Source organism: Niallia sp. 03133 (genome assembly GCF_052663225.1).
On sequence record NZ_JBQTCY010000009.1, the window covers coordinates 44652 to 70362 of the forward strand.

Sequence of the window (25711 nt, forward strand, 5' to 3'; positions counted from 1 at the left end):
CAAAAAAAGCTACAAAAAAATATGCATAAATATTGCACATTTTTTCGTAGCTAGAAATTTACGGTTTCCAAGTAGAGACCCTTAAACCAATTTTTAAGGATATACGAAATTGTTATAAAAAATATACTTTTATTCTATAGGAAATTAATAAAGCTTCAACTAAAATGTCAGAAAATATAACAAACTTTTTAATTCTTCCTCCTCTCCAGTTAATTCATAAATTTATCCATTTCCTTCTGCTTGGTTATCTCATATAATAGAACAGGGTATACACCAAGAGATAAACTGTTTGAAGGGAGCGTGAGAAGTATGATTCAAAACATGACAGAAAATCAAATCACACTTCACATCATTAAAACACTTAAAGAGAATAAAAAGTCTGAGTTTGACTCTATCGTTGATGAGCTGCAGCCATACGATATTGCCCAAATTTATGAGAGCCTCCCCGAAAAACATAGAACCCGATTTTTGCTCTTTTTAAATATAGATTTGCTCGCAAACCTGATTGAGGAATTAAATAAAGAAGAACAGCTCGGCGTATTAAATAAACTTGGGATTGAAAAAACCGGAAAAGTACTCGATCAAATGGACAACGATGACCTTGCATCCTTGTTGAATGAACTATCTCCAGAAAAAATCAAACTCCTACTTTCCGGAATGAAAAAAGAAGAATCGTTAATTGTTCAAAATTTAATGAACTACCCAGATGAAACGGCTGGCCGACTTATGACAAACCGTTTTGTATGGATTCGTGATTACTATACAATCAGAGAAGCTGTTGACAAGCTAAAATCATTTGCTGATTTTGCTGAAACCTTAAGCTACCTATATGTTATTGATCAAAAACGTACACTTGTAGGTGTAGTTTCGTACCGAGATCTATTAATTGCCGAACCGCAGGAGAAAATACGAAATATTATGTACGAAAGAGTTATCAGCGTTTCTGTTGACCAAGACCAGGAAGAAGTAGCACAGACTATTCAAAAATATGACTTTCTTGCTATTCCTGTTGTTAATGAAGAAAATATATTAATGGGAATTGTCACAGTCGATGATATTATTGATGTTGTCATTAAAGAAGCAGATGAGGATATTCAAAAATTATCCGCTGCAGGTAAATCGATTGACTTTGAAACAAAAGCAATTGTGGCAGCATACCGAAGATTGCCCTGGCTTATTTTGCTGCTGTTTATTGGCGTGGTGTCTGGAAGCATCATCAGCAGTTATTCGGATATTTTAGGAAAAGTAGTAGCATTATCTTTTTTTATGCCGATGATCTCTGGAATGACCGGGAATACAGGAACCCAATCTTTAGCCGTTATGGTTCGCGGATTAATTTCCAATGATATAACAAAAAAAGTCGTCGTCCGTGTGCTGCTTAGGGAATTTGCCGTAGGTTTAATTATTGGATTAACATGTGGAATAGTCATTACGCTAATCGCCTATATTTGGCAAGGAGATCCGATACTTGGATTTGTTGTTGGAAGCTCTTTATTTTTCACCCTTATTATAGGAACACTTTCCGGAACTATTATTCCACTAATTTTATACCGATTAAAAATTGACCCTGCTGTTGCATCAGGACCTTTAATTACAACATTAAATGATATCTTTTCTTTATTCATCTATTTTGGAATTGCAAAGATTTTTCTTACACATTTAATGTGATTAAATTAGGGCTCCATGTACTATATTCATTTTTAATGATTATAGTACATGGAGTCTCTTTATGTACTTTTTCCTTACTCGTTATTAACAAACTGAAACTTTTGGCTTTCATTAAAAATTAATAATCTTGCGCTACAATAAAGTAAACTTCCATCAGTAGGGGTTTTCCTCATCCCCACTGATGGTTAGTTGCACTTATCGGATCTTTACGGGCAGTTGCAGTTATCCCCCGCCTACCTTCCTCGATTTCTCGGCATCTTGAGGCGAGGGTCTTACTGCCCGTTAAGAGTGGGATAAATAGTAGGATTGTTTTTTTACTGAATACAGGCAGTTACCCCTACTTTTTCTTCCTTTATTTGAGGGATAGGAACATACTGCCTCATCATGTTAGAAAAAAATAGAAACAAATAAAGAATAACTGTCGTCTATATATAGGAGCATTCTAACACCTCATTTTTTTGCAATAAGGAGCTTACTTGTATGAAAAGTAGAAATAATAGTTTTTCAGATAAATTTGATTGGACGCTTTGTCTTCTTTTGCTGCTGTTTTGTTTATTAAGCTGCATTTCCATTTATAGTGCACAAAAAGAAGGACAAACGTTTTTAACCTCTCAAATTTTCTGGTATGTAGTTGGTTCTGCCGCAATAGCTTTATGTATTTATTTTGACAATGAGCAATTTCGAAAAATGACGTGGATACTATATGGAATTGGAATTTTTCTTTTACTAGGACTTATTGTGATGCCTGACACTGATTTCACACCCGTAAGAAATGGTGCACAAAGCTGGTATGTTATTAAAGGTGTCGGCAGCGTCCAGCCTTCCGAATACATGAAAGTTTTTTATATATTGGCATTATCAAAAGTAATATTTGATCATCATGAAAAAACCATTTATCCATCTGTTAAAACTGATTTTATTCTGTTGTGTAAAATGGGAATAACGGCTGCTTTTCCGATCGGTTTAGTAATAGTACAAGACTTAGGGACAACACTTGTATTAATGGCGATCCTAGTAGGAATGATATTAGTTTCAGGAATAACGTGGAAAATAATCATTCCTTTATATGGAGCTACTATCGCTTTTGCTTCCACAGTCCTTTATTTAGCTATTTATCAAAGAGAATTTTTAAAAAAATATTTAGACATTGACGACTATCAATTTAAACGGATTAATTCTTGGCTAGATCCTTTTAAGGCTGGTGATGATGGCTTACAGCTCGTAAAATCATTGCGTGCAATTGGCTCCGGATTAGTAGACGGAAAAGGTATTGGCAAGACTGATGTATATAATATACCTGAACGGCATACGGATTTTGTCTTTACTATTATTGGTGAAGAATATGGTTTTATTGGCGGCAGCATTGTTATCTGTCTTTACCTTTTGTTAATATACCATTTAATACGTACAGCTTTTACAGCTAATGATACATATAGCATCTATATTTGTGTCGGAATTATAAGCATGATCACATTTCATGTATTTGAAAATATAGGGATGACTATTCAGCTTCTGCCGATAACAGGAATTCCTCTTCCTTTTATTAGCTATGGAGGTAGTTCTCTTATGACCAATATGTTGGCGATGGGCTTAATTTTCAGCATCCGTTACCACCATAAATCCTATATGTTTTCCTCCTCTTCATATTAAGATAAGCGGAAGGCGCCTTCCTTGTTATTGGCGACAAGCATAAGAAAGGCTGGCAGTGAAGGTGCTCTTTGCTTCTCTGCTAGCCTTTCTTATGACCTCGAGCCGATGGCGTCTGTAGCTGGACAATGGAAAACGGATCTCAACAAAGCAAAAAAGGTGAGAATGGCTACCATCGCTTTTTCTCCCCTTTTTTATTTGTATCTCTTTAACAAAATCTTTTTATAAAATGAAGAGCAATAAAATGATGAAATTTAAGTGAATCTTTCCATTATATAAATAGAAAGCAGCTTTATTACAAATAATGAACATGATGAATGTGATTTATTAAAAGGCTGTTTTCTAAAAGTTTGTTGCTTTTTAACATGTTGAAAAACTTTTTAGAAATACTGAGCAGCCTGAATACACATAGACTACTGTTTAGATTAGCGAGACAGGCGAGAAGAAAGCAGGAGTGAAACGACGAAGCGGCTCAAGGCTCGCCCCGCGGAAAGCGAAGTGTATTCAGGCTGAGGGCTAAATAACAACAATCTATAGAAAAAGAGCCTTTTAAAAAGTGGCTTCGTTTATTTATAAAAAAAAGGGAACTATTATCAATGAATGAGTTTATTTATCATTCATTGATAATAGCATATAAAAGAGAATATCAGCTGATTATGACTATTCTATGAAATATACAGAATTATCTATCAATTATTGCCTTTTTATGTTATTTTCAAATTAAGGAAAAAATTTAGTTATAATAAAAACTAAATTAAAATAATTATAAATAAGTATTGATTTTAATTTAAAACTTGTTATAATTATCTTATAAGTTAATTGAAGGGAGCTAATAATAATGGGATTACAAACAAAAGTTGAATTACAAAAAGAATTAAATGTACAAATTGCTAACTGGAGTGTGCTTTATACAAAATTGCATCAACATCATTGGTATGTAAAAGGAACTTCTTTCTTTACATTACATGGAAATTTCGAAGAATTATACAATGAAGCAGCAGCCACTGTGGATGAAATTGCCGAAAGATTGCTTGCAATTGGCGGAAGCCCTATATCTACTTTAAAAGAATTTATTGAAACTTCTACATTAAAAGAAAGCACAGAACCACTATCTGCAACAGAAATGGTAAGATCACTTGTAGAAGATTTCAGCCATATTAATACACAATTAAAAGCTCTTGCTGAGCATGCTGACAAATTAGAGGATAATGTAACAAATGACCTCGCTATCGGATTGTCCGGCAAAATCGAAAAACACGTTTGGATGTTAACTGCATACTTATCTGAATAAATTTCAAAGTTGTCCCAATGCTTTTTTGGGACAACTTTTTCATCGTCTAGGAAATGATAATGTGAACCTTTCCATCAGTGGGGGTTTTCTTCCGAAGTACAGGATGTACCAAGTGCCGATGAAGACATAAGGCCGTGGCGTAGTTAATCGGCCAGTTTGTACGGCGATGATCAAGGCACTTGCGCTTTTGTTCTCTATAAAACAGGCTTAATTACTTTTAAATGGTTCGGCAAAACGTTTATCTTAGTTGGTGTTTGTGTATACACTTCTCCATCCATATCTACATCAACAGGAGCAGAAGTATCAATTTTTATACTTTTGCCTCGATAATAATGAATATCTTTATTCATTACTTCGTCTGCACTTTCCTTTCTTAAAGCAATAACTTCTTTCAGCAAGTTAAGATTTGTATTTTTAACAATAAAAACATCAACAAATCCATCGTTATATTCGATTGCTTGAAAGGGTATTGATTTTCCTCCAATGTATTTACCATTTGCAATTAATACCATTATCGCTTCTTCTTCTATATTCTTCCCGTCTATTTCAAGTATAATATTCATATTATCCATGTTATTTAATGTTCTTACTGCACTTAGAAAATAACTTACCTTTCCAAGTAAGCTTTTTTCCTCTTCTTTAATATTATTGGAGGTTTCTGCTATAAGCCCTATTCCCCAAAAATTTAAAAAATAGTGCTCGTTCGCTTGTATAATATCCACTGGCGACTCTTTGCCAAGGATTATTTCTTCTGCAGCTCTTTCGATGTTTTGAGTTATTCCCAAAGTTCTTGTAAAGTCATTGCAGGTTCCTCCAGGCAAAATCGCCAAGACAGGTCTTTTTTCCAATTGCGATAGTCCATTTATACATTCATGGACTGTTCCATCCCCTCCTAATACCACCACCAAATCTACATTCTCTCCATACTCTTTACACAATTCCATAGCATGTAGCGGCCTTATCGTTTTACACAAATTTATCTGCTCCATATGCTTGGTTAAAATTCTCATGCAAATGCCTAGTAAATTATATATATCACCCTTTCCTGCATTTTCATTATAAAGAAATAACACTTTTTTATATCTCATTATTGTACTTTCCCTTCTTTTTTTATACTTATCAATTCGTCTAAAGAAAAATAATTCCTGGTTAATCTTACTTCCCTTTATTCCCCATTAATAGATACTTCAAGCCTCTCCTTTACAATTTGCCTGCTTCAGCAAGGTTGCAATATCTTCATATTATGGAAAAACACACTGATATAGGCATATCATTTATCCCACACTTAACGGGCAGTAAGACCCCCAGAGAAATTGTTGAAACTGGCCCGTAAAGGTCCGATAAGTTCAACTAACCATCAGTGGGGGATAAAGAAAACCCCCACTGATGGAAGGTTCACTTTATAATGAATGTATAAATGATATGCCTGGCAGCGAAAAACCCCTAGAAATAAGACATTTTCACCAGCTTGAAGTTTGTGTAAAAATGCTTTGTCTACAGTCTATTAAAATTTAAACGGAGGATGTAGAAATGAATAAACAATTTGTTGTGATAGGATTAGGCAATTTCGGCGGAAGCTTAGTGGAAGAATTTCATGAAATAGGCGCAGAAGTTTTAGCAATTGATCAATCCCTTGAAAAGGTAGAAAAATATCAAGGATTAGCAACACATTGCGTTCAAATGAATGCACTGAACGAAGCAGCGTTTAGTCAATTAGGAATCCGCAACATGGATCATGCCTTTGTTTCCTTTGGAGATGATGTAGAATCAAGCATCTTAACAACCCTTATTTTAAAGGAGTTAGGCATTAGCCAAGTATGGGTTAAAGCTTCTGACAACTACCATAAAAGAGTCTTAGAAAAAATTGGTGCAGATCGTGTTATTCATCCTGAAAGAGATATGGCAAAAAGAATTGCCCATCATGTTGTCTCAGAAAACATGATTGATTATATAGAATTGTCTCAAGAACATGGCATCGTAGAAATGATTGCCTCTAAAAAAATAAATCAAAAATCTATCATGGAAGTAAATGTTCGTGCTAAATATGGATGTACGATTATTGGCATTCAAAGAAAAGGGCAAACAATTGTATCGCCGGCTGCTGAAGAAGTTATTCATAAAGGCGACGTATTAATTGTTATTGGAAGTAATGAAGACTTATATCGATTTGAGGAAGAAGGTCTTTAAAATACCCTGTTTTATCTGCGCATCAAACCGCTTTTTTCTTATTAATTGAGCTGTCACTCTCTTTAAAGAAATTTATTCATTTCTCGTTTAAACAAACACTTACTGGGTAAATGGTTATTAATCAACGTGAAATGAAGGAGTGACATGTATGAATCGAATGAATTATTGGAACGGGTGGAACTATTATTTAGATAGACTACCAGATTTATTACTAGCAGTTTTAGTTTTAATAATTGGATGGATCATTGCGAAAGTTATTGAAAAAATCGTATTAAAAGGTTTAAAGAAAACAAATCTTGATAATAAACTATTTCGAGATAAAAACACGACAAAATACTCTTCTGAAAAAATTATCAGTAAAGTAGTCTACTATATTTTGCTTGTTTTTGTTTTCACCTTATTCTTTAACATTTTAAGCTTAACCTCTATTGCTTCTCCATTAGTAAGCATGCTTTCTTCTATATTAGGTGCTGTGCCTAATTTATTAAAGGCTGCTATCATTCTAGTGTTTGCATGGCTAATAGCAAGCGGCTTAAAATATCTTATTAAAAAAACAGGAAATACGTTAAATGCACATGAAAAACTGCAAAAGTGGAAACTGATTGAACACAAAGATCAACAGCCAAATTTAATAGACAGAGTAGCTAACATTGTCTTTTATTTTGTATTGCTCTTATTTTTGCCAGCAGTATTAGGTGCTTTAAATCTTCAAGGGGTTTCTGAACCATTTACAAACATGCTTCATAATATGTTGGCATTTTTGCCTAAACTTTTAGCAGCAGCACTAATTGTTTTTATTGGATGGTTTGTTGCTAAGATTGTTCGAACCATTGTAACGAGCTTTTTACAAAGCATTGGTACAGAAAATTTCGTTAACCGTTTGGGCTTAACAAAGCTATTTGAAAATACAAGTTTATCCTCCATCATAGGAAATATTATTTTTATCTTTATTATGATACCGACTGTAATTTCTGCACTCGATAAACTGGATATTGAAGGAATATCAGCTCCAGCTATTGGCATGCTAAATGATGTTTTAACAATGATTCCAAATATCGCTGTCGCTATTTTCTTCATTTTAATTGGTGTATGGCTAGGAAAATGGTTGAAGAATATGGTTGTATCCTTATTAGCGAATCTTGGCTTGGATTCCTATGTACAAAAAATGGGCATTAATCCTACTGCAAGCATTTCCAACATTATTGGATCAATTGTCCAAATTTTAGTCATTTTCTTATTGGCTGTACAAGCTTTAAACCTAATCGACTTACAATTCTTGGTAACACTATCAACAGCTGTAGTTGCCTACTTGCCACAAGTAATTGCTGCAATTGTCATTATCGGTGTTGGAATTTGGCTAGGCTATTTAGTTCAAAAATTGTTAGGCAGCATATTACAAGGCAACCATTTCCGCTTATTGCCTTCCATTGCTAAATATGCCATTATTGCTGTCTCTGTGTTTATGGCATTAGACCAACTAGGTGTCGCGTCTTCCATTGTTAATTCTGCCTTTATTCTAATTCTTGGCGGGTTGGCATTAGCGTTTGGTTTAGCCTTTGGTCTTGGAGGCAAAGAGTTTGCAGCCAAGCATTTAAGAAAATTAGACAACGCTATGGAAAACACAACAATAAACAAAGATGACAAAAATATAGAAGAATAAAATATAGAAGAATAAAACCAAGAGCATTTATTATTTTATTGATAAATGCTCTTGGTCGTTTTATTGCAGCTGCCTGTATTCCCCTGTTGCAAATTTCTATTTTATGGCAAATCCTTGTTTAATAATTCATATCCATTAATCAGCTTAGACAGCGGGACAATAGTAGCTTCTTCCTGATACACTGGGATGTATTCCTTTAAAACATGTACGACAGTTGGCCCAGTGACCCCAACATGTCCAATTGCGATTAATTGTTTCTGCTTCTCTAATTCATTCGCTAATTTATTGGCTTGTTTTACAATATGTTGATTAGAGTAAATATGATCAAAAAACATATCATTTTCCAAATAAGGAACATGCAGCTCCTCTGCTAATTCTTTGACAACACTCTTGCCTGTTGTTTTACTGTCCAAATAAAACAAACTATGTTTTTGGCACTCATCCAATATAATGCGCATAACCCTCTCATCTTCTGTTGCTTTTGACCCCATATGATGATTCATTCCAACAGCGAATGGAATACTTTCAATTGCTTTTTTCACTCTTTCTCTTATTTCCCTATCACTTAAATCGGTTGTAATGGCACCAGGCCCCAGCCAGCTTTTTTTCCCTTTTTTCGGCTCTAAGGGAAGATGAACAATAACCTCATGGCCTTTTTTATGTGCCCGTATTGCATCCTCTTTGCTTGTTGGCAAAAACGGCATAATGGCTGCTGTGATGGGAACAGGCAAATTAAGCATCTCCTCTGTCCCCTTCATATTATTTCCAAAATCATCGATTACAATTGCCAAAACATTCTTATGGTCTGTTTGCTCAGCATGGGCAGCATTCACATAGAAAATTAATATAATGAAAGAAAAAATGAGCTTTTTTAACATAATATCCCCCTCTTTTTTATAGTATTTCTATTCTGAATTTCTTCATCCTATAAAAAAGAGTATTGGGGTTATTATTTAAAAAAGCTCTTCTATATCTATTATTTACCTTTTGTTTGAAGATGCTTGATCGTTACATTATTAAAATGAGCAGTACCGCCTTCTGTAAATAAGCTGATTCCTTTATCATTCAGCTCAGGAAATACTTCATTTGAATATACGACTTTTCCATCATCAACAAATACTTCTATTGTTGTTTTATCAACAAAGATTTTTAAATGCACATTCTTTTTCGCATTATCAAAAGGTGCTTTCGACTCCAATAAGCGTCTGCTTTCATCTGGCTGTCCCGTATTCCCTCTGTTTACATACGTGTATCCTTCATCTGCCTTAACTCCGACATCAATATGTCTTGTCTTATCATCCGATTCACGCAGCCTTACGCCAACATTAGCAAGATCAGACCAGCTTATATCTGCTTCCATTACATAGCTGTCTCCTTCTGCCTTTAATGTCTTTGTACTATCTACCTTTATATCGTTAAACGTCTCTGTTGTTTGAACGATATTATTCAGCGTTTGGACAGGCTGAGATAATAAGCTATATTCATTATTGCTTTGTTTTTGCAGCGTTATTTCTCGAACGATAGAATCGGTTCCATTAAAGTTTTCTTTTAATGTAGGAGTATTATTTGCATAGTCCCAATTGTTCATCCATGCTAAAGCATAACGTTTATCACTGCTTTTTCCATTATCAAATGTAACCGCACCATACCAATCAAATCCATAATCAAGCCATTGAGGTTCAGATTTATCGGCAGTAAACTGATTTCCATCGAAATTCCCTATCCAATAAGCATAGGTATTGGGTTTGCCATAAGCCTTTCCATTAGCACTTGCACCTAACACCCATTTCGTTGTCCCGTCATTTGCTTGTATTGGAAAAAGATCAGGACATTCCACTATTCCAATATTATGCGTTTCAAACTGTCCAATATATGTCCAATCCTTTAAATTACTTGACTCATAAAAACCTATCTTTGCTCCTTCTGCCATTAATGTGATCCATCTATTCGATTGCTTGTCCCAAATAATTTTTGGATCTCGGAAGTCCTTTTGTCCCGGATTAGACATTACTGGCTTCTCACTATAAGAAGTGAAAGATTTCCCTCTATCCTGACTGTACCAAAGATATTGTTCTTGCTTCCCTCCATCTGCTGATGGCTGCGTAACAATGGCGACAAGCGCCCCTTTTCCAAATCCTGCCGTGTTATTTTCATCGATAACAACTGAACCTGTCCAAGGATCACCATTTTTATTTGTATATTTTGGGATGGCAATCCCCTCATCCTTCCAATGAACCAAATCCGTGGATGTTACATGACGCCATTCTGTTCCATTTCCATCAGGGTAATCTTTATTATATAGATAATAGTAGTGAAATTTCCCATCCATATAGATAGGTTTTTGAGGATCATTTTTCCATTTATCAGGAGAATTGAGGTGATAGGCAGCTCGATAGGAAGGTTTTGGATCTTTTGGGTCCGTGCTTTTTTCCTCTTGCTTAGAATCTTTTTCGTTCGCTACATAACAAGCTACTGCAAGCACCAATAACATGATAAACGAAAAAATAAACCAATATATCTTTTTTTGTTTAGACTTTTCTTTCTTCAGAAATAAAACCTCCTTGTTTTTAACCGTTCATTTCCCCTTCCTTTTATAACATATATATCTTAGAAAGGAAAATGCCGATATTCATTTATCGGCATTTTCTTCTTATCTCCGTTTTTTCGAGTTAAATCCCTAGCCTTTTATCAGCCTTATTTTTTCTCTTTTTCCACCGTCAATTGTCCTTGTTCTAAAATACTGTCTTTCACAACAGACGTTTTAGAACCATTAAGTTTCATTAAGAAACTCGGAGCAAATGTAGTATGACGATCTTCAAAATAGCCTCTGTTCGTCATATAGCCAGTTACTACTACTTCATTGCCTTTTTTACTTGGTGTTACAAAATGTGCATAGTTGAATGTAACATCATAAGGATCTAGGTCATGATGTAAAACAAGTCCTGTTCCATTTAAAGGTTTATATGGTCCTGTTAAGGAATCAGACACGTAACCCAACATATAAATATCCTTGTCATTCTGGGCATCTACAGCAACTTTAGATCCTCTTGTACTTGTAAATAAATACCATTTTCCGTTCATTTTAAATGCGTTCGCTCTCTCTATTTCATCTGTAACTGTATTAGCTGTAAGAAGCGGCTTCATTTCTTTTTTCATCGTATAATCATCGTTTAATTCAATGATACCCAATGCTCCGTTAGCCAACTCCGCTAAGTCTTTTTTCGGACTATTCAACAGCTTATCATTTTCATATTTATAGAATAATTTATTTCCACCATAATAAGCGCGGTTAAATAATTGATCTGCTCCTTGATAACCGTAGTCTGTTCCAGTATTTGCTTCAAATACCAAATACTTGCGGCCATTATCTTCTACATAGTGAGGATCTCTTAACGTATGGTTATCTGCATTCATTCCCCCACCGAAAGCTTGTGTAACGTTTTGATATGTTTTACCGTCTCCACCATCATAGATCGATTTAAAATCTTCCACTCCATCTATTTTTAGCGTATTGCTATCCGGCTCGGAAACATTTACTTGTGCAGTAGTTAAAGTTTGTTTACCGAAATGATTTTCTTCAGGAATTACGCCTTCACGATTCGTATAGAATAAACGAACTTTTCCATCAGAAGTTAATGTCGCAGAACCTGACCACTCTTCTTGTTGATATTTTAAAAGCGGATCGTTCGGAACAAATTTATCACTGTCTTTAAATACACGTCCAGCATTTTTCCAGCTATCAATAGATGTTTCTCCTACTTTTTGATAGAACATATAAATAAATGTGTCGCCGCCATCTTTAGGATTTCCAGCTAAACCGAAAAGAATATGGTATCCATTATATTCTGCTACTGTACCATCAGCATTTTGCAAAGGCCAAGTATCCCAAACGTCTAAATCGATTGGATTCCCTTGTTTATCAAACCCTTTTGCAGCTGGTATATTTTTTGTCGCTGCTGCATCAAATTGTGGTACTGTATAACGATCATTAGTTTGCTGCTTAGACATTTCATACATGTCCAAACGTGTCATATGAGAAACCCCATAGTCATTATAATAGCTATTGCTATCTATTCCTTCTGCAAAAGTTGCTGTTCCTCCTCCTACAAGTAAAGCAGTTGTAAAGGATAATGCAGTTGCTCTTTTCAGGACTCTGCCTAATTTCATTCGAGTTTCCCCTCTCACATTCTTTGTAGTATTCCTATAAATTTTATTAATTGCGGAACCGGTTCTAATAAGCAGAATCCAATTCAAGTAAAATTCGTAATCATTCATATAAATGGCCATTTATAGATTACTTTTTCATACCCATATAAATCTTTCTTAAAACACCAACTGTTCAAATAAATAACAAATTGATGTCACCACAAGGTTACTGTGATAATGGACACACGTCAACTCATTCAAAAGTAATGAAAATAGAAGATATCGTTTTATTAATCCATATTAACTAGGTCAATAATCATCATTTTTTTCTAGTAAACACCAAAATAATATTAATTGTTCTACATTTGTTAAGATCTTTTTTGATAAAAATATCACACTTTAATCCCGGTGCATTCACAATGTAAACCCTTTTTATCTCTCCGTTTACATTTAACAATTGTCATCCTACTGTAATTTCCCGCAGGGACACAGAACCAGTTTACCGAAAGAAGCTAGAATGAGTACTTTAGCATATGCATTCAACTGTTTAAATACGAGCTCATTCTTCTTAAAGAGACAGATACTGCAGCTTAAAGTGGATATTAACAACCAAAAAAACAGTCTCTCAAAGAACAAAAGCGCAAGCGCCTTGATCATCGCCGTACAAACTGGAAAGGCTTCGACTGAGATAAAGGAAACACGATGAGCGATAGCGAATCGATGTTGACTTATCGTAGGGAGATGACCTGAAGTTTGATAGGCGATAGGCGCTGGAGCTGGACGCGGACCAAACTGCTAAGTTATCCACAACTCTATCTCGTTTATAATTTCCTATACAATAAAAAAACTGATCTGGGGATAAAACATCCTCTAGATCAGCCTATTGTTAAAGAGTAAGAAAGTATAAGTTTTCTGAAGTCTGACAAGTGTCTAGCTCCAGCACCCTATCGACTTCAACGCTTCCCTCACCTCGTCTACGATAAGTCAACATCGAATCACTACGTTCTTCGTGTTTCCTTTATCTCACTCGATTCAGTCCAGCTTATTCTGTCGATGAGCCAGGGCGCTTGCGCTTTTCTTATTTTCGATGCATTTTAAACTCCAAGAAAAGATCGTTATATTCAGCAAGTGATTTTTGTCCAAGGTTTTCGTATACTTCTAACTTAGATGTCATTTTTTCATCTAAATAAAATCGCTTATCTTCCGTAATTTCTTTTGGCAAATACTTCATTGCAGCTTTATTTGGTGTAGAATAACCTACATACTCTGTATTTTGGGCGGCATTTTTAGCTTCTAGCATAAAGTTGATAAACTTATGTGCACCCTCTATATTTTTAGCTGTTTTTGGGATTACCATGTTATCAAACCAGAGATTGGATCCTTCTTTCGGAACAACATATTGTACATCTTCATTTTCCCACATAATTTCTGCGGCCATGCCTGACCATAATACACCTATTGCAGCTTCTCTATTTTCTATCAGCATACGAATTTCATCTCCTACAATTGCCTTTATATTCGGAGTCAACCTATCTAATTTCTCCTTTGCCTGTCTTAAGTGCTGATGATTTTTATCATTAAGAGAATAGTGAAGGCTGTTTAAACTCATGCCTATTATTTCTCTTGCCCCATCAATCAACAATATCTCACTTTTTAAATCTTTATCCCATAAATCCTCCCAAGAGGTGATTTTTTTTCCATTCAGCATTTTCGGATTATATACAATGCCAACCGTTCCCCAAAAATAAGGGATGGAGTATGTATTGCCTGGATCAAAGGATAAATTTAAAAAGCGGCTATCTATATTTTTTAGGTTTGGAATTTTTGTGTGGTCAATTGGAATTAATAAATCTTCCTCTTTCATTTTATCAATCATATATTCAGATGGAATAGCAATATCATAATTCGTTCCACCTTGTTGAATCTTTGTCATCATTGCTTCATTGGAGTCAAACGTCTCATAAACAACTTTAATTCCCGTTTCTTTTTCAAATTTTTCAATTAAATCTGCATCAATATAGTCGCCCCAATTGTAAACAGTTAATGCATTGCCACTTGTATAGCCTGTTGTGGCATTTAATTTCTGTACAATAAGCAAAAGAACAACAGATAATACTAAAATAATGATTAATCCTCGGGATAAAGATTTCATTTTTTCACCCCCATGGCAGTTCTTTTATTTGCTCGTTGAATAATCATGTAATAACCGATTACAAGAAGCAGTGTCAACAAAAATAAAAGTGCAGATAGGGCATTGATATTTAAGGCGATGCCTCTTCTTGCCAATGAGTAAATTTCTACAGATAATGTCGTAAATCCATTTCCGGTCACAAAAAATGTTACAGCAAAATCATCTAAAGAATATGTTAATGCCATAAAAAAACCAGCATAAATTCCTGATGAAATATATGGAAAAATCACTTTTGCAAGAACCTCTCTCCAACCTGCCCCCAGATCTAAAGCCGCATCAATCAAGCTCGGGCTCATTTCCTGCAGTTTGGGCAAAACCATAATTACTACAATCGGGATACAGAATGCAATATGAGATAATAAAACAGATAAAAATCCTAATTTTATCCCTAAGATTGTAAAAAAGATAAGAAAGGATGCTCCAATAATGACATCTGGACTAACAATCAGCACATTATTTAAAGAAAGAATAGAATTTCTTATTTGCTTTTTCTGAAACATGGAAATGCTGATCGCACCAAATACGCCAATGACAGTAGAGATCGCAGCAGATAACAGGGCAATAATGATTGTATTCAGTACAATAATCAGCAATCTTGTATCATGAAAAAGTTCTTTATACCATTTAAAGGTAAAGTTTTCAAAGTGATGCATGTTCCCACCGCTGTTAAAAGAATAATAAATAAGATAAAAAATGGGAGCATATAAAATGGCAAATACAATTGCTAAATAGAAAACAGAGAAACCAGAAAATTTTTTCATTTTTCAACTCCCTTCCTTCTGCTTCCGGTAAGAACCATAATAATAATCATACTAATAATTAAAAATACAGCAATCGTAGAACCCATTCCCCAATCCTGTGTAATTAAAAAATGCTGTTCAATTGCTGTTCCAAGTGTAATAACGCGATTTCCTGCAATCAGCCTTGTTATCATAAATAAAGACAACGCCGGAATAAATACAGCTTGACAGCCTGATTTGACTCCATTAATGGTTAATGGAAAAATGACTCGTTTAAAACTAATCCAAGAAGAGGCTCCTAAGTCCTTCGATGCATCGAGCAAGCTCGGGTTCAATTTCTCTAAAGCATTAAAAATCGGCAAAATCATAAAGGGAATAAATATATAGACACTCACAAATAAAAAACTAAAATCAGTAAATAATAACTGCTGTTTCCCAATACCAATAAATTGCAGAAGTTCATTAGCTGCTCCATATGTGCTAAAAATACCTAAAAAGGCATATGCCTTTAATAATAAATTAATCCATGAAGGCAGAATAATTAATAAGAGCCACAACTGCTTATGCTTTGTTTTAGTTAATAAATAGGCTGTGGGGTAGGCAATGATAAGTGAAAAAAACGTAATTAAAAACGCGTACCCAAAAGAACTTATCGTCATTTTAAGATAAACAGGTGTAAAGAATTTTTGGTAATTAGCAAAAGAAAATGCTCCTTCAATATTATAGAAGGAATAATACACAATTAGAGCAACAGGTGCTATAACAAAAAGAATGATCCACAAGTAATAAGGAATAGTATACCATTTGGCGTTATTTTTCATTTGCAGCACCATATGCTTCAAGACGCCGATCAAATTCTTCTTCCGATTCTCCGATTCTCATAACATGAATTGCTTCCGATTCAAAATGCAAACCAATTTCCTCTCCAACAACCGCCTTTTTTGTGGAGTGTACAAGCCATTCATTGCCAGCCTCATCATAGCCGCAAATTTCATAATGAACTCCCCTAAATAACTGGGAATCAACCTTTACCTTTAACTTTCCCTTCTCAATCGTAGTTATCACTAAATCTTCTGGTCGAATAACTACTTCCACCCGTTCATTTACATCAAATCCTTGATCGACACAGTCATATGTTTTACTGCCAAATTCAACAACAAAATCTCTTTTCATTCTGGCAGACACAATATTGGATTCTCCTATAAAATCTGCAACAAAACGGTTGATTGGTTCATCATAAATATCTGTAGGTGTACCGCTTTGTTCCACTCTTCCTTTGTTTAACACAAAAATTTCATCAGACATGGCTAACGCTTCTTCTTGATCATGTGTAACAAAAATAAAGGTAATGCCAAGCCTCTGCTGCAATTCTCTTAATTCATACTGCATCTCTGTCCGCAGCTTTAAATCTAAAGCAGACAGCGGTTCATCTAAAAGAATTACTTCCGGCTCGTTGACAATCGCCCTAGCTATTGCAACACGCTGTCTTTGCCCTCCCGACATTTCACTAATTTCTCTATTTTCATAACCTTCTAAGTTTACAAAACGCAATGCTTCTTTCACTTTCTTCTCTATTAAATGCCTTTTCCATTTCTTTATGCGCAGCCCAAAAGCAACATTTTCAAACACATTTAAATGAGGGAAAAGTGCATAATCTTGAAATACGGTGTTTACTAGCCTCTTATTGGCGGGAACTTTATTAATGACCTTATTCTGAAAATAAATATTTCCATATGTCGGCTCCATAAATCCTGCAATCAATCTTAAAACCGTTGTTTTTCCACATCCTGAGGGACCAAGGAGTGTATAAAATTTTCCTCTTTCCATTTCAAAACTTATATTATCAAGTACTGTTGTATGAGGATCATATACCTTTTTCACATTTTCAAATCGAATAATTGGTGGTTCCGACATCGTTTTCCTCCTTTTTTAGAACGATTAATGCAGCCAAAACTTCTATTCTATTGTTACTACAAAATTATAAAGTGAACCTTTCCATCAGTGGTGGGGGTCTTACTGCCCGTTAAGAGTGGGATAAAAGAAAACCTAACGAATATGTTTCATTCGCAGCCTCATATGTAGGAGCTTTCTATATAATAAAGGTCGCACAAACGTAGCTGGCAGTCTGTATTCTTTTCCTTAAAGGTAGGATTCTGTTGCTACAAGCAGCAGCTCCGATTTTCCCTCTGCCATGTTAAACAACTGGTGCTCCTCTGTTGCATGATAGTAGATCGATTGCCCTTTTTTTGCTATGTATTCTTGTTTACCCAGCTTTAATAGCACCTTTCCTTCTATAATGAACACAAAAGTCTCTGAAAGGGACGGTTCAAATTTTTTAAATTCTCCTTTCTTTAATAAACTTAACCTAATCGGTTCCATTTCTTTTTCATTTGATTCAGGGACGAGCCATTTTATATGATAGCCCCGTTCCTCTTCATAAAAATTTGTCACATCTTCTTCTGTATATACCACTTTTTGTTGTCGTTCTTCCTCATCAAAAAATTGTTTTGGTGAACACCCTAACACTTTTAAAATATCAAAAAAAGTTTCAATAGATGGAGAGCTTAACTCTCTTTCCAATTGAGAAATATATCCTTTGCTTAAATCGGTTCTTTCTCCTAATTCTTCTTGTGTTAGTCCTTTTTTCAAACGTAGATTTTTTATTTTTTTTCCAATTTCCATATCATTACCCACTTTTTTGTTTAGAAATAGTAAACTTTAAGCTTCGGATGTTTAGTATTATTAAACATAATGTTTACTATTTATTGTTTATTATACAATAGTTTAATCAAGCCGCAATCCTATTTCAAAATAATTTATCGTTTTTTATCTGGTGGGATAAAAATAATAAAAAAGCCAGGATAAGTATTATCCCAGCTTTTCGTTTAGCCGTTCTTTGACTATAGTATTGGTTTATATTTACCACTATCTATTTTTTCAATTTTGTTAAAGTGCATAAGCTTTTTTAATGATGCATTACAATATGCAGATGCATCGTAAGGATCTCTTCCAACCTTTAAACCAATTTCAGTTGGACCAATACCTGCACTCTGGCCTCTTTCCTTGTACAAATCACATAAAGCTTTGTATATATTATTATCTTTTTCTGTAATTCGCAGCTTGGAATTTTGTTTCAATATGTATTCCTCCTATACAATCTCCCTGTTTGCTATTAAATGTACTTCTAAAGTTTTTTGTTTTATATATGTCCTTTTCCAAATTTCCCTCTAAAATATGACTAACTACGAAAAAAGGATAAGGAAAAAAGAAGGACAATATTCTGCTAATTAAAGCCCTTTAAAATAAGCATACTAATCCTTGAAAAAAAATACATTCATTTATGACTTTTTTTCACAAAAATAGATATTAGGTTTGAGAGAACAACGAAAGAACAATTCATTCCTAGGTAAAAAACCTTAGATTTTCTATGCTGATTCTTAATAGAAAAGACTTATTTAAATGGATAAAATATCCTATGTAATTTTCAACAAATAGATTGATCAAATTATCTCAATAACAATAAAAAAATAACCACTATAAGTGATTACTTTTTCTGCTTCTATCTATTCATGCTTAAACTTCGCATGCCCATGCATTCCGACTCTTTCATAGAATGACAGAAGTTTTAATTTTTTCACTTCATCAGGGTATTTTACCATCATTTCTTTTAACAGCTCTTTTGCAGTTTTATTTTTTGTATCTAATCCAAGCTTCTCTGCTGCGGTCATTATTTGTTTTTCTCTAACTTCTTCTGCAATTTCCCCAAGTTCTTTCCCCTCTGTCTTTATGTTGATTTTTTTAGCTTCTGTATAAATGATTTTTACTCGAACCTCTTTTCCAAGCTGATTCATATCTTTTCCCTTTGTATCAATGCCTAACTCTTTTGCTTTTTGTTGAATTTTCGCTTCGAAGACTTCCTTCATCAGCACTCGTAAATCTTTATTCTCCGTGTTAATTCCTAATTTTTTTGCTTCTTGTTTTATATTTTTTTCATGGACTTCCATTGCTATTTGTTTTATATCTTTTCCTTCTGTTTTAATGCCTAATTTCTCTGCTTCTTTTTTAATTAAAACTTCATGAATTTCTTTTTTTATTTTTGCATATTCTTTTCCTTCCGTTTTGATGCCAAGACTCTCAGCCATTTGCTTTAAAAAAGCTTGATCTTCTTCCTTTGCATTCTCGTCAATAGTTGGAGATGTTAGTGCTGCTTGCACCATTCCTTCATGATTTGGCAGCATAAGTCCTATTGTGCATAGTAAAAGAATGAGTAGATGCTTCATTCTCCTTTTCCTCCTTTAAAATATTTTTTCTTCTATTTATCTTTTCCTATATTTAACTAAATATGTAGTTTTCTCATCCTGGCAAACAAATAATTTTAAGATACGACCTTTCTATTAAAGGGAGAGATACCGTTTCTGTACCAATAATATGGTTATTAACCACATGTCAATATCTCCTAAACAAAGAGGCTATCCCATATTAGAATAGCCTCTCCCGTATACTTACACTTACAACCAATTAATTTTTAATATAGTTTTTAATTTTATAATCTGACTTTTTCTGTTCCAGCCATGTGCTGTATTCTGTTTGCAGCTTTTGTTCTAACAATGCCTCTTTTATTTCCTCTTTATGATCTTCCAGCTTGGCATCTTTTGCATCTTTATGACCAGTAACTTTAATAATATGATAGCCGTAATCTGTTTTTACTGGGTTGCTTATTGCATTTACTTTCATGGAGAAGGCTGCTTCTTCAAATTCAGGTGCCATTTCTCCTTTTCCAAAATAGCCAAGTTCTCCGCCATTTGCTTTTGATCCTGTATCCGTAGAATATTCTTTTGCTAAGTCGGCAAAGTCTGCTCCATCATCTAATTTTTTCTTTATTTCATGCGCTGTTTTTTCATCTTTTACTAAAATATGACTCGCTTCTACTTGCTCAGCTTGTGCATAATTAGCTTTATTTTCATCAAAATAAGATTTAATTTCATCGTCCGTAATTTTAATCTTTGGCGCCAACAATTTTTTTATCTTCAAATAACGTTCCATTTGATTCTCAATATCCGATTTGGAAGCACTATTTGATTTTAATGCTGAATTAAATGCATCTTCTCCACCATATGAAGCAATTAATGTATTCATTTCCTCTTTTTTCTCTTTTTCCGTTATTTTAATTTTTTCTTTTTCTGCTTCTAAATCTACAATTTTATCCGCAATAAGCGAATCAAGAATATTTGAACCATATTGTTTATTTAATGCTTCATTTAATTCATCTTTTGTTATTTTCTCTCCATTAACAGTTGCTGCTGTATTTTCTTTTTTCACTAATAATACAGAACCTGCAATTAAAGCAATTAATACGATCCCTAGAATTGGCAAAAACACTTTCTTTTTCTTTATCATGTTCTATCCTTTCTATTTTCCCTTTTTATTTGTTCCTATCAATAGATGCCTATACCATTCTATTGAACGAAGACATACACAAAATGTTAACATAAAATTATGTCCAAATTATTAACATATTCTTTTATTTCATCATATGAACCAGACGGAGTAGATCCATCTGGTTCTCAAGCACTATTAATTCGCATTTGTATTGCTCGTTAAGGTCAATTCTACCGTTTTAAGCTTGCCATTACGATATATTTCTAGTTTAACTTTATCTCCAACTTTAACCTTTGTATATAAATATTTTCTTAAATCAGATGATCCTTCTAACTTTGTACCATCAATTGAAACAATAACATCCTGCACTTCTAATCCTGCTTTAGCAGCTGCAGAATTAGAGTCAATATTCGTAACCATTACTCCTTTTGTTACTTTATTCGGGAGATCTTCTAAATACATGCGCGGCACTTCTTCCAAGCTTGCTAATCCAACTCCAATATATGGGCGTTCCACTTTTCCTTTTTCGATAATTTCATTCACTATAGGTATCAAGTCATTGCTTGGAATGGCAAATCCTAATCCTTCTACTCCATCTTCTGAAATTTTCAGGCTGTTTATGCCAACAACCTTGCCGGCTGCATTGATTAATGCTCCGCCGCTGTTTCCAGGATTAATTGCTGCATCTGTTTGAATAACGTTAAATGCCCAATCTCCTGCAGAAGTATTAACGGTTATACTTCTATTTACAGCACTGACAATTCCTTGTGTAACCGTTCTAGATAGGTCGAGTCCAAGGGGATTTCCTATGGCCCAAACTTGGTCTCCAGGTCTTAGTGTAGAAGAATCGCCAAAATCAATCGTGTCTGTTGCATATTTTGCATCAATTCTAACTACCGCTAAATCCGTAAGAGCATCCGCACCAATTAATTTACCTTCTGTTTTATCGCCGTTATAGAGCGATATTTCTAAACTATTAGCCCCTTCAATGACATGATTATTTGTTACAATATATGCATATTGGCCTTCCTTTTTAAAGATGATTCCTGAACCAGAGCCGCTTTGCACATCATCTTGGGAGCTTTGGTTAAACTGGTTTGTTTGCTGTTTCTGTAAATTCACTATTCCAACAATTGCTTTTGATGATGCTTGTACCATATCTGCGATAGAAGAGGAATTCCCAGAAGAGGAAGCTGCAGCAGTAGTGGTTTGAGCTGTAATGTTACTAGAATTGCTGTTTTCTACTTTTTTTGTTAAATCCTCCACTTGCTGCTCAACCTTTTCATACTTGTCTTGGTATAAATCAGAATACGGAATTGTAAAAACCGTTAACGCCGATCCTACAATCCCTGCTGCCAATAGGGAAATAAACCCTTTTACTTTTGATTTCCCGCCTGATTTTTGTATATTTGAACGCTGTGCTGTCGGTTCTTCCATGGAAGCAGCAATCAGGTTTCCTGTATTTTCTTCTTCTAATCTATCTTGCGGCTTTTCTTGTTCAGCTGCTTCTGGTTCTTCCCTTGTCCCTGATTCAGCACTCTTAGTATCTAAATTTTTATTGGAAGCAGTTAGTTCAGCATTATCCTGTTTGCTTGAAGCAGCAGTCTCTTCTTTTTGTTTATTTTCATCTCCTGCCACATTGAGATGATTTAATGCCTCCTCCGCTTTTCTGTCTATATCCTGTTCTTCCTCTGCTGTATGATCTTTTCTTTTATCAAAATCATTCATTTCAATTGCCTCCTTTATTTATATCTCTTTCCCATTCACCTTCCCGCTTATATCTACTTTGGAAGATGCTCATTTATTGAATCAGCAAAAATCTATTAAAAACCTTATTTGCTGCTATCTTATAGATACATCTTAACCATTATATGTGAATAAATTATTAACAAATTTTGAAAAGAACTAGAAATAATCAAGAATAAACCGAGACGCAGAGCTGAAACTTTTTCCCTATATCAACTGTGATACTTATACAAAAACTCTGTTTCCTAAAAAGAAACAGAGTCATAGTATAGATAAGTATCATTTGCACCAACTTCAGGCTGACTATTCATTTAATGGAATTTTAATAGTGAATTTTGTTCCTTGTCCTTTTTCACTTTCAACCGTTATGCTGCCTTTATGGAATTGCACTAATTGCTTCACAATAGATAAACCCAACCCAAATTCGCCATAAGGTGTATTCGTTCTGGATATATCTGCTTTATAAAACCTTTTCCATATATTCTCTATTTCTTTTGCCTCAATCCCAATTCCTGTATCCTCGATTTCAATAATGGTGTTGTTGTCTTCCATCCTGCCGCGAAGCCATATCAGACCATTTTCGGTAAACTGGATGCTGTTTTTGGTGATATTCATTATAATTTGGATTAAGCGATCATAATCTGCATAAATCATCACTTCCTCCGCAACAACAACTTCAATTTCCACCTTTTTTTCTTCTGCTTGTGTAAATAACTGCTCCTGAATAATTTCTAAAACCTCTTGAAGCTGTATCCTTTCTTTCATTAGTACAATTTGATTCGACCGGATTTTATCATAATCCAAATTTTCATTTACTAACCGAATCAGTCGTTTTGTTTCCTGGCTTACTAATGTAAGACCTTTTCCCTTTTCCTGTTCCGGAATCATATTATTATTTAAGCCCTCTATTACACCACTTATAGTTGTTAAAGGTGTCCGCATTTCATGGGATACATCCGACATAAATTGTCTTCTTCTATTCTCTAAAGCATCGATTGCTTCTTTTGATTCTCGCAATTTTCCAACCATGCTGTTAAAATCATTCGCCAATTCCCCTATTTCATCAAAATTGGAGGAAGGAACATTAACATTATAATCTCCAATCGCAACAAGGCTTGTTGCCTCCTGTAATTTTTTCAGCCTTTTAACATGGATGCGTGATAATAAAATACTTAATAATAGTGCTACAGCAAAAGCGAAAAACACCGTATATACCAAGTATTCATTGATTTTATTAATCATTTGTTTAGAGTCGCTTAATGGTGCAGTAAGGGAGATGACTCCAGCAACTTGCCCATTTACCGAATAAGGAATTGCAACAAGTGTAACCTCTTGATTTCCACGCCATGTACTCCCTTTAATTATTTTTCCTTTTCCGTTTTTTATTTTATTCCACTCATCGTTTGTAATAGAAAAGTTCCCTCCTACCGCATACAACCGATTTCGTTGAGTATCGAACATCCCAAAACCGATTCCTCTGCTTCCTAAAACATCATTATATTTTATAAGCGTAGATTGATACTCGGCAGGAGATGGATTTTCTTGCAAGTCTGATAATATATTGACACCATATTCAAGTAGCTCTTGTCCTTTTATTTCTAATACCAATTGTTCAACAAAATGAGTAAATACAAAACTAACTACTAAGAAAGCAACAATAATTACGCTTATGTGACTGATCAATTGCTGATAAATATATTTAATCCTCATTAAAAACCACCGTTTCATCAAATTTGTAGCCCACTCCCCATATTGTATGGAAAAATGGCTGGTTATCTCGGCCAATTTTTCTTCTTAGCCTTTTAATATGGACATCTACTGTCCTGTCATCTCCATAAAACTGGAACCCCCATACTTGCTCTAAAATTTGTTCTCTTGAAAATACTTGTTTTGGGTGCTGTACAAAGAAGGTTAAGAGATCAAATTCTTTTGGTGTTAAATTAGGAATTCGCTTATTTAAAATAAATACTTCTCTCGTTTCTTTTTTCACTGTCACAACACTTGTTTCTTGCGATTCATCTTCATCTGTTTTATGAAACCTTCTTGCTACTGCCTTCATTCTAGCAGTTAATGCCAATGGACTAAAAGGTTTTGTTACATAATCATCTGCTCCCATTTCCAGTCCAAGCACTTGATCAGACTCTGAATCTTTTGCCGTTAGCATGATAATAGGGATTTCTTTATTTACTTCTCTTATTTTCCTGCATACTGTTATACCATCCATTCCAGGCAACATCCAGTCAAGTATAATTAAATCATATTCATTTATTAAAAAATGCTGATATCCTTCCAATCCATTATGAATAAATTTTCCTGAAAAGTTTTCTTTTTCAAAAAACATATCGAGCATGGAGCAAACACTTTCATTATCCTCTATCACCAGCACTTTCATAGTTGCACCTCTTCTTTTCCTTTTTATTTCCATTAAACCGATATTTTATTTTTTTCGCAATCCGATTTCCCTATATTTAATTCAACGTTAATGGTTAGGAAATAATTTGTTCATAAATTCGATTTTTTGTTCTTATCTCTTTCATAATTGAAGTATACTAGAATATACTCATAAGAAAGGAACATGAAAGTGATGGTAACCTGGTTAGATCATAAAGAATTGAAAATAGCAAAGGAAATTTTAGCAGTACAAACAGCTGCTTATAAAGTAGAATCGAAAATTATTGACTACGAAAATATTCCTCCTCTAAAAGAAGATTATTTACATATACAATCTAGCGAAGAAACATTTTTAGGGATATACAGCACAAATCGTCTGGCTGCCGTTATTTCTTATCTGAAAACGGCTGATTCGATAGAAATCTGCCGACTTGTTGTTCATCCTTCTTTATTTGGCCAAGGCTTAGCGACCAAATTGCTTCTTCATCTTTTCCTAAAGAATGCAAATTATATAACCGTATGTACAGCTGCTAAAAATACACCAGCACTGCGTTTATATAACAAATTGGGATTTACGATAAAACAAAGCTTTGAAGTGGATAAAGGCTTACAGCTTGTTAAGCTTGAAAGAATAATAAAAGAGACTGCCTTCTAGACAGTCTCTA

General features: G+C 34.4%; 21 protein-coding genes and 1 riboswitch. Of the genes, 6 read left to right on the plus strand and 15 right to left on the minus strand.

Annotated features, from left to right (window positions below):
* Positions 1-27: 27 nt before the first annotated feature.
* Positions 28-127: riboswitch (purine riboswitch) on the minus strand.
* 182 nt (positions 128-309) lie between these two features.
* From mgtE to ACTYBU_RS13810, 3 genes are all read left to right on the plus strand, one after another.
* Positions 310-1668, plus strand: a complete 1359-nt coding sequence (mgtE, locus tag ACTYBU_RS13800) for a magnesium transporter (protein WP_445490611.1) — start codon at positions 310-312, stop codon at positions 1666-1668.
* A gap of 480 nt (positions 1669-2148) precedes the next feature.
* Positions 2149-3318, plus strand: coding sequence for an FtsW/RodA/SpoVE family cell cycle protein (locus ACTYBU_RS13805; RefSeq protein WP_445490613.1), 1170 nt, complete (start codon positions 2149-2151; stop codon positions 3316-3318).
* Between the two features lie 835 nt (positions 3319-4153).
* A complete protein-coding gene (locus tag ACTYBU_RS13810; protein ID WP_445490615.1) occupies positions 4154-4606 on the plus strand; it encodes a Dps family protein in 453 nt (150 codons plus the stop codon).
* 194 nt (positions 4607-4800) lie between these two features.
* Here the strand turns inward: ACTYBU_RS13810 and ACTYBU_RS13815 are convergent, their stop codons facing one another.
* The gene (locus tag ACTYBU_RS13815) at positions 4801-5694 is read right to left on the minus strand and encodes a diacylglycerol/lipid kinase family protein (RefSeq protein ID WP_445490617.1); all 894 of its coding nucleotides are present in this window, start codon (positions 5692-5694) and stop codon (positions 4801-4803) included.
* 442 nt (positions 5695-6136) lie between these two features.
* Between ACTYBU_RS13815 and ACTYBU_RS13820 the strand changes: the two genes are divergently transcribed.
* Both ACTYBU_RS13820 and ACTYBU_RS13825 read left to right on the plus strand, forming a co-directional pair.
* Complete coding sequence (locus ACTYBU_RS13820) at positions 6137-6793, plus strand: potassium channel family protein (RefSeq protein WP_445490619.1); 657 nt, start codon at positions 6137-6139, stop codon at positions 6791-6793.
* 157 nt (positions 6794-6950) lie between these two features.
* The gene (locus ACTYBU_RS13825; RefSeq protein WP_445490867.1) at positions 6951-8453 is read left to right on the plus strand and encodes a mechanosensitive ion channel; all 1503 of its coding nucleotides are present in this window, start codon (positions 6951-6953) and stop codon (positions 8451-8453) included.
* Positions 8454-8554: 101 nt separating this feature from the next.
* Here ACTYBU_RS13825 and ACTYBU_RS13830 read toward each other — a convergent pair whose 3' ends face one another.
* From ACTYBU_RS13830 to ACTYBU_RS13895, 14 genes are all read right to left on the minus strand, one after another.
* On the minus strand, positions 8555-9331 hold the full coding sequence (locus tag ACTYBU_RS13830; protein WP_445490621.1) for a divergent polysaccharide deacetylase family protein: 777 nt from the start codon (positions 9329-9331) through the stop codon (positions 8555-8557).
* A 98-nt stretch (positions 9332-9429) separates the two neighbouring features.
* Positions 9430-10944, minus strand: coding sequence for a glycoside hydrolase family 32 protein (locus ACTYBU_RS13835; RefSeq protein ID WP_445490623.1), 1515 nt, complete (start codon positions 10942-10944; stop codon positions 9430-9432).
* A 203-nt stretch (positions 10945-11147) separates the two neighbouring features.
* Positions 11148-12620, minus strand: a complete 1473-nt coding sequence (locus ACTYBU_RS13840; RefSeq protein ID WP_445490625.1) for a glycoside hydrolase family 68 protein — start codon at positions 12618-12620, stop codon at positions 11148-11150.
* 1057 nt (positions 12621-13677) lie between these two features.
* On the minus strand, positions 13678-14751 hold the full coding sequence (locus ACTYBU_RS13845) for an ABC transporter substrate-binding protein (RefSeq protein ID WP_445490627.1): 1074 nt from the start codon (positions 14749-14751) through the stop codon (positions 13678-13680).
* Positions 14748-15551, minus strand: a complete 804-nt coding sequence (locus tag ACTYBU_RS13850) for an ABC transporter permease (RefSeq protein ID WP_445490629.1) — start codon at positions 15549-15551, stop codon at positions 14748-14750. Before ACTYBU_RS13850 ends, ACTYBU_RS13845 begins: the two co-directional genes overlap by 4 nt.
* The gene (locus ACTYBU_RS13855; RefSeq protein ID WP_445490869.1) at positions 15548-16363 is read right to left on the minus strand and encodes an ABC transporter permease; all 816 of its coding nucleotides are present in this window, start codon (positions 16361-16363) and stop codon (positions 15548-15550) included. Before ACTYBU_RS13855 ends, ACTYBU_RS13850 begins: the two co-directional genes overlap by 4 nt.
* The gene (locus ACTYBU_RS13860) at positions 16341-17444 is read right to left on the minus strand and encodes an ABC transporter ATP-binding protein (RefSeq protein WP_445490631.1); all 1104 of its coding nucleotides are present in this window, start codon (positions 17442-17444) and stop codon (positions 16341-16343) included. Before ACTYBU_RS13860 ends, ACTYBU_RS13855 begins: the two co-directional genes overlap by 23 nt.
* A gap of 225 nt (positions 17445-17669) precedes the next feature.
* A complete protein-coding gene (locus ACTYBU_RS13865; protein ID WP_445490633.1) occupies positions 17670-18212 on the minus strand; it encodes a helix-turn-helix domain-containing protein in 543 nt (180 codons plus the stop codon).
* Positions 18213-18430: 218 nt separating this feature from the next.
* Positions 18431-18667: a hypothetical protein gene (locus tag ACTYBU_RS13870; protein ID WP_445490635.1), complete on the minus strand. Its 237-nt coding sequence runs from the start codon at positions 18665-18667 to the stop codon at positions 18431-18433.
* A 426-nt stretch (positions 18668-19093) separates the two neighbouring features.
* The gene (locus ACTYBU_RS13875; protein WP_445490637.1) at positions 19094-19810 is read right to left on the minus strand and encodes a hypothetical protein; all 717 of its coding nucleotides are present in this window, start codon (positions 19808-19810) and stop codon (positions 19094-19096) included.
* A 238-nt stretch (positions 19811-20048) separates the two neighbouring features.
* Complete coding sequence (locus ACTYBU_RS13880) at positions 20049-20927, minus strand: foldase protein PrsA (RefSeq protein WP_445490639.1); 879 nt, start codon at positions 20925-20927, stop codon at positions 20049-20051.
* A 177-nt stretch (positions 20928-21104) separates the two neighbouring features.
* The gene (locus tag ACTYBU_RS13885; protein ID WP_445490640.1) at positions 21105-22637 is read right to left on the minus strand and encodes a S1C family serine protease; all 1533 of its coding nucleotides are present in this window, start codon (positions 22635-22637) and stop codon (positions 21105-21107) included.
* Between the two features lie 321 nt (positions 22638-22958).
* A complete protein-coding gene (locus ACTYBU_RS13890) occupies positions 22959-24365 on the minus strand; it encodes an ATP-binding protein (protein WP_445490641.1) in 1407 nt (468 codons plus the stop codon).
* Positions 24355-25047: a winged helix-turn-helix domain-containing protein gene (locus tag ACTYBU_RS13895; protein WP_445490643.1), complete on the minus strand. Its 693-nt coding sequence runs from the start codon at positions 25045-25047 to the stop codon at positions 24355-24357. The genes ACTYBU_RS13890 and ACTYBU_RS13895 overlap by 11 nt, the downstream gene beginning before the upstream one ends.
* 183 nt (positions 25048-25230) lie before the next feature.
* On the opposite strand from ACTYBU_RS13895, the gene ACTYBU_RS13900 reads away from it, so the two are divergent.
* Positions 25231-25701 (plus strand): GNAT family N-acetyltransferase, encoded by a 471-nt coding sequence (locus tag ACTYBU_RS13900; RefSeq protein ID WP_445490645.1) that lies wholly within the window; start codon positions 25231-25233, stop codon positions 25699-25701.
* Positions 25702-25711: the final 10 nt, after the last annotated feature.

Bases quoted from the DNA above. Each gene is read 5' to 3' on its own strand.
- mgtE (WP_445490611.1), top strand. From the start codon at position 310: ATGATTCAAAACATGACAGAAAATCAAATCACACTTCACATCATTAAA.
- ACTYBU_RS13805 (WP_445490613.1), top strand. From the start codon at position 2,149: ATGAAAAGTAGAAATAATAGTTTTTCAGATAAATTTGATTGGACGCTT.
- ACTYBU_RS13810 (WP_445490615.1), top strand. From the start codon at position 4,154: ATGGGATTACAAACAAAAGTTGAATTACAAAAAGAATTAAATGTACAA.
- ACTYBU_RS13815 (WP_445490617.1), bottom strand. From the start codon at position 5,694: ATGAGATATAAAAAAGTGTTATTTCTTTATAATGAAAATGCAGGAAAG.
- ACTYBU_RS13820 (WP_445490619.1), top strand. From the start codon at position 6,137: ATGAATAAACAATTTGTTGTGATAGGATTAGGCAATTTCGGCGGAAGC.
- ACTYBU_RS13825 (WP_445490867.1), top strand. From the start codon at position 6,951: ATGAATTATTGGAACGGGTGGAACTATTATTTAGATAGACTACCAGAT.
- ACTYBU_RS13830 (WP_445490621.1), bottom strand. From the start codon at position 9,331: ATGTTAAAAAAGCTCATTTTTTCTTTCATTATATTAATTTTCTATGTG.
- ACTYBU_RS13835 (WP_445490623.1), bottom strand. From the start codon at position 10,944: ATGTTATTGGTGCTTGCAGTAGCTTGTTATGTAGCGAACGAAAAAGAT.
- ACTYBU_RS13840 (WP_445490625.1), bottom strand. From the start codon at position 12,620: ATGAAATTAGGCAGAGTCCTGAAAAGAGCAACTGCATTATCCTTTACA.
- ACTYBU_RS13845 (WP_445490627.1), bottom strand. From the start codon at position 14,751: ATGAAATCTTTATCCCGAGGATTAATCATTATTTTAGTATTATCTGTT.
- ACTYBU_RS13850 (WP_445490629.1), bottom strand. From the start codon at position 15,551: ATGAAAAAATTTTCTGGTTTCTCTGTTTTCTATTTAGCAATTGTATTT.
- ACTYBU_RS13855 (WP_445490869.1), bottom strand. From the start codon at position 16,363: ATGGTGCTGCAAATGAAAAATAACGCCAAATGGTATACTATTCCTTAT.
- ACTYBU_RS13860 (WP_445490631.1), bottom strand. From the start codon at position 17,444: ATGTCGGAACCACCAATTATTCGATTTGAAAATGTGAAAAAGGTATAT.
- ACTYBU_RS13865 (WP_445490633.1), bottom strand. From the start codon at position 18,212: ATGGAAATTGGAAAAAAAATAAAAAATCTACGTTTGAAAAAAGGACTA.
- ACTYBU_RS13875 (WP_445490637.1), bottom strand. From the start codon at position 19,810: ATGAAGCATCTACTCATTCTTTTACTATGCACAATAGGACTTATGCTG.
- ACTYBU_RS13880 (WP_445490639.1), bottom strand. From the start codon at position 20,927: ATGATAAAGAAAAAGAAAGTGTTTTTGCCAATTCTAGGGATCGTATTA.
- ACTYBU_RS13885 (WP_445490640.1), bottom strand. From the start codon at position 22,637: ATGAATGATTTTGATAAAAGAAAAGATCATACAGCAGAGGAAGAACAG.
- ACTYBU_RS13890 (WP_445490641.1), bottom strand. From the start codon at position 24,365: ATGAGGATTAAATATATTTATCAGCAATTGATCAGTCACATAAGCGTA.
- ACTYBU_RS13895 (WP_445490643.1), bottom strand. From the start codon at position 25,047: ATGAAAGTGCTGGTGATAGAGGATAATGAAAGTGTTTGCTCCATGCTC.
- ACTYBU_RS13900 (WP_445490645.1), top strand. From the start codon at position 25,231: ATGAAAGTGATGGTAACCTGGTTAGATCATAAAGAATTGAAAATAGCA.